A 13,754-nucleotide genomic window follows, 5' to 3' on the forward strand; every position below is an offset into this window, starting at 1 on the left:
CCCGGTGCTGACCGCCGCACTCCTGATCCTGGCCCTGACGGCCGGCTCCGCGACAGCGCAGCCGGCCGTCGGCGAGCTGTGCCGGATCACCGACCAGCGCCTGGAAGAGCTCTCGGGGCTGGCCTCGGACGGTGACCGGTGGTTCGCGGTCAACGACAGCGACAGCGGCACCATCGAGGTGCACGTGCTGGACCGCACGTGCCGGATCACCGACACCGTCACCGCCGCGAACGACCCGTACGACGTGGAAGACCTGGCGCTGGCCCCGGACGGCACCCTCTGGCTGGCCGACACGGGCGACAACGGCAAGACCCGCGCCACCGTCGCCCTGCACGCCGTGGGCCAGGACGGCACCGCACGGATTTACCGCTTCACGTACCCGGACGGCAAGCACGACGCCGAGGCCCTGCTCCTCGCCGCCGACGGCACCCCGCACATCATCACCAAGGAGCCCCTCGGCTCGGCGCTGGTCTACCGCCCCGCGACGGCGTGGAACGAGAACGCGCCGACCCCGCTCGAACAGGTCGCGCAGGTCTCCCTGGACGGCACCGACACCCCCGGCGGGCCGCTCCAGAGCCCGGTCATGACCCGGGTCGTCACCGGGGCCGCCCTGTCGAAGGACGGCCGGACCGCCGCGCTGCGCACCTACACCGACGCCTACCTGTTCCCCGTCCCGGACGGGGACCTGGTGAAGGCGCTGGAAGCGGACCCCGTCCGCATCCCCCTGCCGGACGAGCCGCAGGGCGAGGCCCTCGCGTTCGACCCGGACGGCACGCTGCTGTCCGCCTCGGAGTTCGGCACGCAGGGCGCGACCAGCTCGGCCGTCCGCACGGTCCCCGGCGCGGCGGGACTGGCCGCCCCACCGACGACGACCACTACACCCCCGCCGCAGAGCAACACCGCGGCGGCTCCCCGGCAACCCGGGGAGACCGACGACCGGCCGCTGTGGCCGGTCGTGGCAGCGGGAGCAACGGCCCTGGCGCTGGTGGCCCTGGCGATCCGCCGCTCCCGCCGCAGGGCGCGCCGGGGCTGAGCCGCGTCCGGTGGTCGGTGACGTGGTGAGTCGACCGGCGGGCCCGACCGACGAGCTAGAGCCGGCGGAGGACCGCCACCACCTTGCCCAGGATCGACGCCTCGTCACCGAGGATCGGCTGGTAGGCGGAGTTGTGCGGCAGCAGCCACACGTGCCCGTCGCGGCGCTTGAACGTCTTCACCGTCGCCTCGCCGTCGATCATGGCCGCGACCACGTCGCCGTTCTCGGCGGTCGGCTGCTGGCGGACCACCACCCAGTCACCGTCGGTGATCGCGGCATCCACCATCGAGTCACCCACGACCCTCAACAGGAACACCTCCCCCTCGCCCACGATCTCGCGCGGCAGCGGGAAGACGTCCTCGATGGACTCCTCGGCCAGGATCGGTCCACCGGCCGCGATCCGACCCAGCATCGGCACGTAGGCCGGGGTGGGACGGGAGGCGGGGTCGACCCCGGTCACGATCTCGGCGGGCAGCACGCCCACCGCGCGCGGCCGGTTCGGGTCGCGCCGCAGGAAGCCCTTGCGCTCCAGCGCGCGCAACTGGTGCGCGACCGAGGAGGTGGAGGTCAACCCGACCGCTTCGCCGATCTCCCGGACGCTGGGCGGGTAGCCGAACCGGTCCAGCCAGTCCCGGATCACGTCGAGCACCTTGCGCTGCCGGAGCGTGAGCCCGGCGTTGCCCGCGATGTCGGCGGGTGGGGGAGCGGAGGGCGCGTCGGCCGCGCTGCGCGGGTCGTCGTCGGTCTTGCGAGCCACGGTGCTTCCCTCCTCACCGGTCCCGATTGCCCAGGCCGGTTCTGCGTCGATCTTCAATCGTCGAAGGTAGTCGCAGTCAACGTCCAGATCAAACACCTGTTCGAAGTAAGTGTCGGCGTGTCCTTCCCGTTCCGCCGGTCGAAGTGGTAGACATTCGCACGGACGTTCGATCGAACATCAGTTCGATCATGATCGGATGACCTGCGTTGGAGGGTGTCATGGCGGTGGTTGTCGGCACGCGGAACGGCTTCGACCTCGTGGACGGAACCACGGCGGACGACGTGCGCCGGGGCCATCAGCCACACCCCGGCCCGCGCGTCCTGCGGACCTTCGGGGACACCCGCCGCCCCACCACCCCCCGCCCGCGCCCGGCGGCGGCCCGCACCGCCCCGGACCCGGCGGCCTGCCAGGTCCGCCGGAGCACCCGCCACCCGGCCCTCCGGTTCGCGCTCCACGCGGCCGTGGCGATCGTGGCGGCCGTGACCCTGAGCCTGCTCTACCTGTACGGCTCGGGCGCGACGACGGTCCCCGAACGCACCAGCGTCGTCCACGTCCAGGTGGGTGAGTCGCTCTGGGAGGTCGCGGAGCGCTCGGCCCCGGACAGCGACCCGGAAGCCGTGGTGGACCGCATCAGGTCCCTGAACAACCTCACCGACACCACTCCGATCACCCCCGGCCTCCCGCTGGTGGTCCCGGACGGCCGCACCGCGCCGACGACCTGACGCCCGCGCACACCCCGCCGCGTCGTCCTTCGCGCCTCCCACCCGCCGCGCCGCCTCCACCGCCGGACCCCCTCGACGGCCCCGCCCGACCGACCGGGACACTGTGGACCCGGCGTCCCGGTCACCGCCCGGCAGCCGGCCCGCTACCGCCCGGCACCGGCCCCTCGCCGCCCGGTAGCCACCCCGTCGCAGCGAGTTTCACCCGACCGTGTCGACCCGCGACACGCCGCCGGCGAACTTGCACCACCTGGGTCACAGGCATAGGTTGAACCCCTACATCTTGTGGTTACACCGTCGTCGTCAGTCCACAGGTTGGGGTATTCCCCTCCACCAGGGCTGCCGTGACGGACGCCGCGCAGGGGAAGGGTGACCGGTCGTGCGCTGTCCGTTCTGCCGCAACTCGGATTCCCGCGTGGTCGACTCGCGCGAGGTGGACGAGGGCCAGGTGATCCGCCGCCGCCGGTCGTGCTCCGCCTGCGGTCGCCGGTTCACCACCGTCGAGGAAGCCGTCCTCGCCGTGGTGAAGCGGTCCGGGGTGACCGAGCCGTTCAGCAGGGACAAGGTGGTCACCGGCGTCCGCCGCGCGTGCCAGGGGCGGCCCGTGGACGAGGACGCGTTCCACCTGCTGGCGCAGAGCGTCGAGGAATCGATCCGCGCCACCGGCTGCGCCGAGATCCCCAGCCACGAGGTGGGCCTGGCCATCCTGGGCCCGCTCAGAGATTTGGACGAAGTCGCCTACCTGCGGTTCGCCAGCGTCTACCGGTCGTTCTCCTCGGTCGAGGACTTCGAGAAGGAAATCGCCGACCTGCGAACCGCACAACAGGACTGACCGCCCGGACAAAGCACCCGCCACACAGCACCACCCAGCGGCACACGAACACGTCCGCGACCGCCTCGTGCGGGAGCCGGACGTCGGCCGCACCACCGATTCAGACGACGACGCGCGGAAAGAGGAACGGGGAATGACGGAGACCGTTGGTGGCTCCAGCAAGAAGACGGCCACCCGCAACGGCGCGGGGGACAAGCGCCTCGCGGTGGAGCGCGTTTACACCACCGAGGGCGTGCACCCTTACGACGAGGTGACCTGGGAGCGCCGCGACGTCGTCATGACGAACTGGCGCGACGGCTCGATCAACTTCGAGCAGCGCGGCGTCGAGTTCCCCGACTCCTGGTCGGTCAACGCGACGAACATCGTGACCAGCAAGTACTTCCGCGGCGCGGTGGGCACGCCGCAGCGCGAGCACAGCCTGCGCCAGTTGATCGACCGCGTGGTGAGGACTTACACCGAGGCGGGGGTCAAGCACGGCTACTTCGGCACCGACCAGGACGCCGAGACCTTCGAGCACGAGCTGACCTGGATGCTGCTGCACCAGGTGTTCAGCTTCAACTCGCCGGTCTGGTTCAACGTCGGCACCAGCTCGCCGCAGCAGGTCAGCGCCTGCTTCATCCTCGCCGTGGACGACACGATGGAGTCGATCCTCAACTGGTACCGCGAGGAGGGCCTGATCTTCAAGGGCGGCTCCGGCGCGGGCCTGAACCTGTCGCGGATCCGCTCCTCCAAGGAGCTGCTGTCCTCGGGCGGCACCGCGTCCGGCCCGGTCTCGTTCATGCGCGGCGCGGACGCGTCCGCGGGCACCATCAAGTCCGGCGGCGCGACCCGCCGGGCGGCGAAGATGGTCGTGCTCGACGTGGACCACCCGGACGTCGAGGAGTTCATCGAGACCAAGGCCCGGGAAGAGGACAAGGTCCGCGCGCTGCGCGACGCCGGGTTCGACATGGACCTGGGCGGCCGGGACATCGTGTCCGTGCAGTACCAGAACGCGAACAACTCGATCCGGGTGTCCGACGAGTTCATGCACGCGTTCGAGAACGGCGGCCGGTTCGGCCTGCGCGCCCGGCAGACCGGCGAGGTCATCGAGCACGTCGACGCCAAGGGCCTGTTCCGCAAGCTGGCCAAGGCGGCGTGGGAGTGCGCCGACCCGGGCATCCAGTACGACGGCACGATCAACGACTGGCACACCACGCCGGAGTCGGGCCGGATCACCGCCTCGAACCCGTGCTCGGAGTACATGCACCTGGACAACTCCAGTTGCAACCTGGCGTCGCTGAACCTGATGAAGTTCCTCAAGGACGACGGCCGGTTCGACGCCGAGCTGTTCGCCAAGTCGGTCGAGCTGGTCATCACCGCGATGGAGATCTCGATCAGCTTCGCGGACTTCCCGACCGAGCCGATCGCGGAGACCACCCGCAAGTTCCGCCAGCTCGGCATCGGCTACGCGAACCTGGGCGCGCTGCTCATGGCGACCGGTCACGCGTACGACTCCGAGGGCGGCCGGGCGCTCGCCGCGTCGATCACCTCGCTGATGCAGGCGGTGGCCTACAAGCGGTCCGCCGAGCTGGCCGGGATCGTCGGCCCGTACGAGGGCTACGCGCGCAACGCCGAGGCGCACCAGCGGGTCATCCGCAAGCACGCCGCCGCGAACGACCTGATCCGCACCCACCACGCGAACGACGTCGCGGTGCACAAGATCGCGACCCGCGCGTGGCAGGAGGGCATCCAGGTCGGCGCGAAGAACGGCTGGCGCAACGCGCAGGCGTCGGTGCTCGCCCCGACCGGCACCATCGGCCTGATGATGGACTGCGACACGACCGGCATCGAGCCGGACCTGGCGCTGGTGAAGTTCAAGAAGCTGGTCGGCGGCGGCTCGATGCAGATCGTCAACCAGACGGTGCCGCGCGCGCTGAGGTCGCTGGGCTACCAGGACGAGCAGGTCGAGGCGATCGTCGAGTTCATCGGCGAGCACGGCCACGTGGTCGACGCGCCGGGCCTGCGGCTGGAGCACTACGAGGTGTTCGACTGCGCCATGGGCGACCGCTCGATCGCGCCGATGGGCCACGTCCGGATGATGGCGGCGGTGCAGCCGTTCATCTCGGGTGCGATCTCCAAGACGGTGAACATGCCGGAGACGGCGACCGTCGAGGAGGTCGAGGGGATCTACTACCAGGGCTGGAAGCTGGGCCTGAAGGCGCTCGCGATCTACCGCGACAACTGCAAGGTCGGCCAGCCCCTGTCGGCGGGCAAGTCCGCGAAGCCGGTCGCCGGGAAGAAGACCGAGACGGTCGTGGAGTACCGCCCGGTCCGCAAGCGGCTGCCCAAGAAGCGCCCGTCGCAGACGGTGTCGTTCACGGTCGGCGGCGCGGAGGGCTACCTGCACGCCGGCTCGTACCCGGACGACGGCCTGGGCGAGATCTTCGTCAAGCTCGGCAAGCAGGGCTCGACCCTGGCGGGCGTGATGGACGCGTTCTCCATGTCCATCTCGGTCGGTCTCCAGTACGGCATCCCGCTGGAGTTCTACGTCTCGAAGTTCCAGAACCTGCGCTTCGAGCCGGCCGGCATGACCGACGACCCGGACGTCCGGATCGCCACCAGCGTGCTGGACTACCTCTTCCGCCGGCTGGCGCTGGACTACCTGCCGTTCGAGAAGCGCTCGCAGCTCGGCATCTTCACCGCCGACGAGCGGACCGCGCAGGTCAACGAGAGCTACGGCTCGGGCGACGTGGACCTGGAGGGCCTGCGCACGTCGGTCGACGCGACCCCGAAGACCGCCGTCGAGGAGCCCCGGCGGCAGGACATCCAGGTGGGCAGCTCCACCGAGCTGCTGGAACTGCACCTGGGCACCACCGCCGACGCGCCGCTCTGCATGACCTGCGGCACCAAGATGCGCCCCGCGGGTTCCTGCTACCTGTGCGAGGGCTGCGGCTCCACCTCGGGTTGTAGCTGACCCCGGCCGGCTCCGGCTGATCCGACAGCTCCGGGAACGGGGGCCGGCCACGCGCCGGCCCCCGTTCCCGCGCTCACCCGGTCGAGGACCGCGACCGGCCCCCGCACCCGTCCCGGGCGTTCAGGACCGGCGGAACAGCTTGTCGCCCAGCCAGACGATCGGGTCGTAGCGGCGGTCCGCGACGCGTTCCTTCATCGGGATCAGGGCGTTGTCGGTGATCTTGATGTGCTCCGGGCACACCTCGGTGCAGCACTTGGTGATGTTGCACAGGCCCAGGCCGTGCTCGGACTGGGCGGCCGGCACGCGGTCCGCCTCGTCCAGCGGGTGCATCTCCAGTTCCGCCACGCGCATCAGGAACCTCGGCCCGGAGAACGACTCCTTGTTCTCCTCGTGGTCGCGGATCACGTGGCAGGTGTCCTGGCACAGGAAGCACTCGATGCACTTGCGGAACTCCTGGGACCGCTCGACGTCGACCTGCGACATCCGGTAGTCGCCCGGCGCGACGCCCTTCGGCGGCTGGAACGCCGGGATCTCGCGCGCCTTCGCGTAGTTGTACGACACGTCCGTCACCAGGTCCCGGATCACCGGGAACGTGCGCATCGGCGTCACCGTGACCGTCTCGTCCTCGGCGAACACCGACATCCGGGTCATGCACAGCAGACGCGGCCGGCCGTTGATCTCCGCCGAGCACGAGCCGCACTTGCCGGCCTTGCAGTTCCACCGCACGGCCAGATCCGCCGCCTGGGTGGCCTGCAACCGGTGGATCACGTCGAGGACCACCTCGCCCTCGTTGACCTCCACCGTGAAGTCGCGCAGACCTCCTCCGTCCGCATCACCGCGCCACACCCTGAAGTGCCCCTGGTACCCCATGTCAGCCCTCCAGCTCGTCGGCGGTCAGGTACTTCCGCAACTCGGCGTCCTCGAACAGCGCCAGCAGGTCCGGTCGGATCGGGACCTGGGGCTCCTCGGTGACCGCGACCTCGTCACCGGTCACCGTGCACACCAGCAGCTTGCGCCGCCACTCGGGTTCCATCGCCGGGTGGTCGTCGCGGGTGTGGCCGCCGCGCGACTCGGTGCGCAGCAGCGCCGCCCGTGCCACGCACTCGCTGACCAGCAGCATGTTGCGCAGGTCCAGCGCCAGGTGCCAGCCGGGGTTGAACTGGCGGTGACCTTCCACGGTCAACGCCTGCGCGCGCTGCTTGAGGTCGTCCAGGCGCTGGACCGCCCGGTCCATCTCCTCGGCCCGCCGGATGATGCCGACCAGGTCGTTCATCGCCTGCTGCAACTCCATGTGCAGCGTGTACGGGTTCTCCCCGCCGTCGCGTGAGAACGGTTCCACCGCAACGCGTTGCGCCTCGGCGATCGCCTCGTCGGAGCACACCGGGCGCTCGCCGAGCCCGGACACGTAGGTCGCCGCGCCCTCGCCCGCGCGGCGGCCGAACACCAGCAGGTCGGACAGCGAGTTGCCGCCCAGCCGGTTCGAGCCGTGCATGCCGCCCGACACCTCGCCCGCCGCGAACAGCCCCGGCACCGACGACGCGCCGGTGTCCGGCTCGACCTGGACGCCGCCCATGACGTAGTGGCAGGTCGGTCCGACCTCCATGGGCTGGGCGGTGATGTCGACGTCGGCCAGCTCCTTGAACTGGTGGTGCATCGACGGCAGCCGGCGGGTGATCTCCTCGGCGGGCAGCCGGGTCGACACGTCCAGGAACACGCCGCCGTGCTCGGAGCCCCGGCCCGCCTTGACCTCCGAGTTGATGGCGCGCGCCACCTCGTCGCGCGGCAGCAGCTCGGGCGGGCGGCGGTTGTGCTCCGGGTCGGCGTACCAGCGGTCGGCCTCGGCCTCGTCGTCGGCGTACTTGTCCTTGAACACCTCGGGGATGTAGTCGAACATGAACCGCTTGTCGTCGGAGTTGCGCAGCACGCCGCCGTCGCCGCGCACCGACTCGGTGACCAGGATTCCCTTCACCGACGGCGGCCACACCATGCCGGTCGGGTGGAACTGGACGAACTCCATGTTGATCAGCGACGCGCCGGCCCGCAGCGCCAGGGCGTGCCCGTCGCCGGTGTACTCCCAGGAGTTCGAGGTCACCTTGAACGACTTGCCGATGCCGCCGGTCGCGAGCACCACCGCCGGTGCCTCGAACAGCACGAACCGCCCGGACTCCCGCCAGTACCCGAACGCGCCGGCGATCGTCCCGTCGTCCTGCACCAGGTCGGTGACGGTGAACTCCTGGAAGACCTTCAGCCGCGACTCGTAGTCACCGGTGGCCGCGTGGTCGTCCTGTTGCAGCGACACGACCTTCTGCTGCAACGAGCGGATCAGCTCCAGCCCGGTGCGGTCACCGACGTGCGCCAGCCGGGGGTACTCGTGGCCGCCGAAGTTGCGCTGGCTGATCCGGCCGTCCTTCGTCCGGTCGAACAGCGCGCCGTAGGTCTCCAGCTCCCACACCCGGTCCGGGGCCTCGCGCGCGTGCAGCTCGGCCATCCGCCAGTTGTTCAGGAACTTCCCACCGCGCATGGTGTCCCGGAAGTGCACCTGCCAGTTGTCGTTGGAGTTGGCGTTGCCCATGGCCGCGGCGATGCCGCCCTCGGCCATCACCGTGTGCGCCTTGCCGAACAACGACTTGCACAGCACCGCCGTGCGCATCCCGTGCTCCCTGGCCTCGATCGCCGCGCGCAGGCCGGCACCACCGGCACCGATCACCAGCACGTCGAACGAATGCCGTTCCACCTCGGGCAAGACCAGCTCCTCAGTTGATGATCCGGAGGTCGGCGATCGTCCCGGAGGAGACCAGCGCGACGTAGAGGTCGGTGACGCAGACGAAGATCAACGAGGCCCACGCCAACTGCATGTGGCGGGCGTTCAGCTTGGAGATCCGCGTCCACGCCCAGTACCGCACGGGGTGCTTGGAGAAGTGCTTGAGCCGCCCGCCGGCGATGTGCCGGCACGAGTGGCAGGACAGGGTGTACGCGCCGAGCAGCGCCACGTTGACCAGCAGCACGATGTTGCCCAGGCCGAGGCCGGTCGTCAGCGAGTAGACCGCGTCGTAGATGTTGATCAGCAGCAGGATCGAGGCCGCGTAGAAGAAGTAGCGGTGCAGGTTCTGCGCGATCAGCGGGAACCTGGTCTCGCCGGTGTACTTGGCGTGCGGCTCGGCGACCGCGCACGCGGGCGGGGACATCCACGCCGCGCGGTAGTACGCCTTGCGGTAGTAGTAGCAGGTTACCCGGAAGCCCAGCAGGAACGGGATGATCACCACCGGGGGCGTGAGGAACCCCGGCAGCTCGGGCAGCGGGCGGCCGAAGTGCGCCGCCCCCGCCACGCACTCCTGGCTCAGGCAGGGCGAGTACATGGGCGTCAGGTACCGGTACTCGTCGACCCAGTAGTAGTCGCCCATGAAGGTGCGCACCGCCGCGTAGATCGAGATCAGCAGCAGGCCCACGGCCGTGACCAGGGGCGGTAGCCACCACCGGTCCGTGCGCAACGTGCGCTGGGCGATCTGCGCCCTCATACCTCACCTCGGTTCCACTTCGTTGTGGTGGGGACGGTCGGCAATCGGTCCGGTCGAGCTCATCCGGTGAGCGGGACGGGCTGGAAACCGAAACCGGCCCCCGCGTGGTGTCGCGGGGGCCGGCTCGCGGTCGTTCAGGTGTGGCGGTATCCGCCGAGACCCTCGTCGTCGGCGTCGTGCCAGAGCTTCGGGTCGTAGGGCGTGTCGGGCACGACGACCACTTCGCGTTCCAGTCGGGGTGCCTCGCGCTGGCGGGGTGTGCTGTCCAGGTCGAGGAGCTCGGTCGCGTCGATGTTCATCCGCTCGACGTCGTTGGCCAGCCGTTGCACCGCGGCGACGTCGCCGTACCGCGTGCGCAGGGAACCGACGCAGTGGCGAAGCTGGCCGAGGGCTCGACGCAGCTCCACGATCTCCGAGGACGTCATGGCAGCACCTCCCTTGGGGGTCTGGGTGCCGACTCTGCCGGTTCCGGGCCGCTGTGACAAGCACCACAGGTGCTCGCGTCGTGTCTCAAGGTCTGAATCGTTTTTGTGGGGACCCTGCGTCGTGACATAGTGTGGGTGCTGTCACGTCCGTACGTGCGACGCCAGCGCTGTCGTCCCACCGGGCCCACCACGGCCCGTGATCACCACCGGAGACAGCGAAACCATGAGCGTGCATCCCGTCGTCGCTGGAGTGACGGCTCGCATCGCCGCCCGCAGCGCCGCCAGCCGGTCCTCCTACCTGCAACGACTTGCCGATTCCGCAGCCGAGGGCCCGGTTCGCCGGGACCTGGCGTGCAGCAACTTCGCGCACGGCTTCGCCGGGATCACCGGCGGTGACAAGGAGGCGTTGCGCGCCCTCCGTCGCCCGAACGTGGCGATCGTGTCCGCGTACAACGACATGCTGTCCGCGCACCAGCCCATGGACGAGTACCCGGCGTGGATCAAGGACGCGGCCCGCGCGGCCGGCGGCGTCGCGCAGTTCGCCGGCGGCGTGCCCGCGATGTGCGACGGGATCACCCAGGGCCGCGCCGGCATGGAGCTGTCGCTGTTCAGCCGGGACGTCATCGCGATGTCCACCGCGGTCGCCCTGTCGCACGACATGTTCGACTCGACGCTCCTGCTCGGCGTGTGCGACAAGATCGTGCCCGGCCTGCTCATCGGTGCCCTGTCGTTCGGGCACCTGCCGGCGATCCTGGTGCCCGCCGGCCCCATGCACTCGGGCCTGCCGAACTCGGAGAAGGCCCGGGTGCGGCAGTTGTTCGCCGAGGGCAAGGCGTCCCGGGAGAACCTGCTGGAGGCCGAAGCGGCGTCCTACCACAGCCCCGGCACCTGCACGTTCTACGGCACCGCCAACTCCAACCAGCTCGTGGTCGAGGTGATGGGCCTGCACCTGCCGGGCGCGAGCTTCGTGCCGCCGGGCACGGCGCTGCGGCGCGCGCTGACCGAGGAGGCCGCGCGCCGGGCCGTGGTGATCAGCCGTGGCGACGAGTACACCCCGATCGGTCACGTGGTGGACGAGAAGTCCGTGGTCAACGGCGTGATCGCGCTGCTCGCCACCGGCGGCTCGACCAACCACACCATGCACCTGGTCGCCATCGCGTCCGCCGCCGGCATCGAGCTGGGCTGGGACGACTTCGCCGACCTGTCGGCGGTGGTGCCGCTGCTGACCCGGGTCTACCCGAACGGCAGCGCCGACATCAACCACTTCCAGGCCGCCGGCGGCGTGCAGTTCCTGGTCGGCACGCTGCTGGACGCCGGGCTGCTGCACCCCGACGTGCGCACCGTCGCGGGCCCCGGGCTGGACCGCTACCGGCAGGAGCCGGTCCTGGTCGAGGGCGTGCCGACCTGGCGCGACGGCCCCGGCCGCTCGCTGGACCTCGACGTGCTGCGGCCGGCGTCCGACCCGTTCGCGGCGGACGGCGGCCTGCGGATGCTGGCCGGCAACCTGGGCCGCGCGGTGATCAAGGTGTCCGCCGTCAAGGCCGAGCACCGGGTGGTCGAGGCCCCGGCGCGGGTGTTCACCTCGCAGGAGGGGTTCAGCGCCGCGTTCCGGGCCGGCGAGCTGGAGCGGGACGTCGTGATCGTGGTGCGCCAGCAGGGGCCGCAGGCCAACGGGATGCCCGAGCTGCACAAGCTCATCCCCGCGCTGGGCGTGCTGATGGACCGGGGCTTCCGGGTCGCCCTGGTCACCGACGGCCGGATGTCCGGCGCGTCGGGCAAGATCCCGGCCGCCATCCAGGTCACCCCGGAGGCCGCCGTCGGCGGTCCGCTCGCCCGCGTGCGGGACGGCGACGTGCTGCGCGTCGACGCCGAGACCGGCACGCTGGAGGCGCTGGTCGACCCGACCGAGCTGGCCGCCCGCGACCTGGTGGACTTCCCGCCGGACGCGCAGGCGTGGACCGGCACCGGACGTGAGCTGTTCGGCGCGCTGCGCCGCTCGGTCGGACCGGCCGACCGGGGCGCGAGCGTGTTCGGCCCCATCGCGGCCTCGCACTTCGCGGGCCGCGCGAACCAGGAGGTAACCCGGTGACCACCAGCGCTGATCTGCTGGACCTGTCCCCCGTCATCCCGGTCGTCGTGCTGGACGACGCCGCGCAGGCCGTGCCGCTGGCGCGGGCGCTGCTGCGCGGGGGCATCCGCGTGATCGAGCTGACCCTCCGCACGCCCGCCGCGCTGGCGGCCATCGAGCGGATCGCCGCCGAGGTGCCGGAGATCGTGCTGGGCGCGGGCACCGTGACCGCGCCGGAGCACGCCGAGCAGGCCGCCAAGGCCGGCGCGGCGTTCCTGGTCACGCCCGGGGCGACGGACCGGGTGCTGGACGCGGTCGAGGACACCGGCCTGCCGTTCCTGCCCGGCGCGGCGACGGTGTCCGAGGCGATGCGCCTGGCCGAACGCGGCCTGACCGCGCTCAAGTTCTTCCCGGCCGAGGCGGCGGGCGGCGTGGACCACCTGAAGTCGGTCGGCGGCCCGCTGCCCGGCCTGCGCTTCTGCCCGACCGGCGGCATCACGGTGGACAGCGCGCCGCGCTACCTGGCGCTGCCGAACGTGGGCTGCGTCGGCGGCTCGTGGCTGACCCCGAAGGACGCCCTGGCGGCCGGTGACTTCGCCCGCGTCGAAGCCCTGGCCAAGGCCGCGTCGGCACTCTGACACCCGGCCCCTGACACCCTGCCTCTGACACCCAGCTCCCCGGCACCGGAACGCTCGACCCGCCGACGCGGTGCTGGTCGGTCACGGCGGCGGGCCGCGTCGGCCGGTGTCAGGGGGCTGGTGTCAGGGGGCCGGTGTCAGGCGAGCCGGGCGAGGGCCTCCGGGATCGAGTCGACCACCGGGACGCCGGTCGCCTCCAGCCGAGGGCGGTCGCCCATGCCGGTGGTGACCAGGATCGCCCGCGCCCCGACGTGCCGGGCCGCCTCGGCGTCGTCCACCACGTCACCGATCAGCACGACGTCCGCCGGGTCGAGCCCCTGGTGGGCGAGGTGCTCCGCCAGGTGCCCGGCCTTCGACCCGCCGGAGGTGTCCCGGCGCAGACCGTCGACCCGGGTGAACAGCGCGGTCAGGCCGTGCTCCGCGACCAGCGGCACGAGTTCGTCGTGGAACCACAGGGACAGCAGCGATTGCGTGCCCGCCCACCCGCGCAGCAGGTCCGGCACGCCCGTCGCCAGCCGGCACGTGCCCAGCAGCGTGCGGTACCGCTCGTGGTAGAGCACGTCGATGTCGGTCCAGTCGACCGCCGACAGCGCCCGGCCCAGCAGCCGCTCGTAGCAGGCGGGCAGCGGACGGCTGAACATCGCGCGCCACTCGTCCAGCGCGACGACGGCCCGGCCGTAGCGCAGGCACACCTGGTTCACCGCGTCGAGCATGGCGTGCGCGTCGTCCAGCAGCGTGCCGTTCCAGTCCCAGACCACGTGCTTCACGGCGTTCGTCACAGCGCCTCCCCTTCCGCCCCGACAAGATAGCCGGC

At 71.1% G+C, this 13,754-nt stretch carries 12 protein-coding genes; 6 read left to right on the forward strand and 6 right to left on the reverse strand.

Features of this window, described 5'->3' with window-relative positions; all coding sequences use genetic code 11:
* Positions 1-4 precede the first annotated feature (4 nt).
* Entirely contained in the window at positions 5-1,033 is a 1,029-nt protein-coding gene (locus AB0G01_RS09170) for a hypothetical protein (protein ID WP_360941592.1), read from the forward strand.
* A gap of 55 nt (positions 1,034-1,088) precedes the next feature.
* Here AB0G01_RS09170 and lexA read toward each other — a convergent pair whose 3' ends face one another.
* The gene (gene lexA / locus AB0G01_RS09175; protein ID WP_360943260.1) at positions 1,089-1,721 is read right to left on the reverse strand and encodes a transcriptional repressor LexA; all 633 of its coding nucleotides are present in this window, start codon (positions 1,719-1,721) and stop codon (positions 1,089-1,091) included.
* Positions 1,722-2,008: 287 nt separating this feature from the next.
* Between lexA and AB0G01_RS09180 the strand changes: the two genes are divergently transcribed.
* The 3 genes from AB0G01_RS09180 (at position 2,009) to AB0G01_RS09190 (ending at position 6,294) form a co-directional block, all read left to right on the forward strand.
* Entirely contained in the window at positions 2,009-2,512 is a 504-nt protein-coding gene (locus AB0G01_RS09180; RefSeq protein ID WP_360941595.1) for a LysM peptidoglycan-binding domain-containing protein, read from the forward strand.
* A gap of 376 nt (positions 2,513-2,888) precedes the next feature.
* Positions 2,889-3,341 carry a transcriptional regulator NrdR gene (gene nrdR / locus AB0G01_RS09185; protein ID WP_360941598.1) on the forward strand — a complete coding sequence of 151 codons (453 nt, stop codon included), beginning with the start codon at positions 2,889-2,891 and terminating at the stop codon, positions 3,339-3,341.
* Positions 3,342-3,474: 133 nt separating this feature from the next.
* Positions 3,475-6,294: a vitamin B12-dependent ribonucleotide reductase gene (locus AB0G01_RS09190; RefSeq protein WP_360941601.1), complete on the forward strand. Its 2,820-nt coding sequence runs from the start codon at positions 3,475-3,477 to the stop codon at positions 6,292-6,294.
* A gap of 120 nt (positions 6,295-6,414) precedes the next feature.
* On the opposite strand, the gene AB0G01_RS09195 is transcribed toward AB0G01_RS09190, so the two are convergent.
* From AB0G01_RS09195 to AB0G01_RS09210, 4 genes are all read right to left on the reverse strand, one after another.
* On the reverse strand, positions 6,415-7,164 hold the full coding sequence (locus AB0G01_RS09195) for a succinate dehydrogenase/fumarate reductase iron-sulfur subunit (protein ID WP_360941604.1): 750 nt from the start codon (positions 7,162-7,164) through the stop codon (positions 6,415-6,417).
* 1 nt (position 7,165) lies between these two features.
* Positions 7,166-9,037 carry a fumarate reductase/succinate dehydrogenase flavoprotein subunit gene (locus AB0G01_RS09200; protein WP_360941607.1) on the reverse strand — a complete coding sequence of 624 codons (1,872 nt, stop codon included), beginning with the start codon at positions 9,035-9,037 and terminating at the stop codon, positions 7,166-7,168.
* Between the two features lie 10 nt (positions 9,038-9,047).
* On the reverse strand, positions 9,048-9,809 hold the full coding sequence (locus AB0G01_RS09205) for a hypothetical protein (RefSeq protein ID WP_360941610.1): 762 nt from the start codon (positions 9,807-9,809) through the stop codon (positions 9,048-9,050).
* Between the two features lie 134 nt (positions 9,810-9,943).
* Positions 9,944-10,234, reverse strand: coding sequence for a hypothetical protein (locus tag AB0G01_RS09210; RefSeq protein WP_360941613.1), 291 nt, complete (start codon positions 10,232-10,234; stop codon positions 9,944-9,946).
* 223 nt (positions 10,235-10,457) lie between these two features.
* On the opposite strand from AB0G01_RS09210, the gene edd reads away from it, so the two are divergent.
* Both edd and eda read left to right on the forward strand, forming a co-directional pair.
* Positions 10,458-12,323, forward strand: coding sequence for a phosphogluconate dehydratase (gene edd, locus AB0G01_RS09215; RefSeq protein ID WP_360941616.1), 1,866 nt, complete (start codon positions 10,458-10,460; stop codon positions 12,321-12,323).
* Positions 12,320-12,940: a bifunctional 4-hydroxy-2-oxoglutarate aldolase/2-dehydro-3-deoxy-phosphogluconate aldolase gene (gene eda, locus AB0G01_RS09220; protein ID WP_360941619.1), complete on the forward strand. Its 621-nt coding sequence runs from the start codon at positions 12,320-12,322 to the stop codon at positions 12,938-12,940. Before edd ends, eda begins: the two co-directional genes overlap by 4 nt.
* 137 nt (positions 12,941-13,077) lie before the next feature.
* On the opposite strand, the gene AB0G01_RS09225 is transcribed toward eda, so the two are convergent.
* Positions 13,078-13,719, reverse strand: coding sequence for an HAD family hydrolase (locus AB0G01_RS09225; protein ID WP_360941622.1), 642 nt, complete (start codon positions 13,717-13,719; stop codon positions 13,078-13,080).
* Between the last annotated feature and the right edge of the window lie 35 nt (positions 13,720-13,754).

This window comes from Actinosynnema sp. NPDC023587, assembly GCF_040640215.1.
In the GTDB taxonomy this organism is placed as follows: Bacteria; Actinomycetota; Actinomycetes; order Mycobacteriales; family Pseudonocardiaceae; genus Actinosynnema.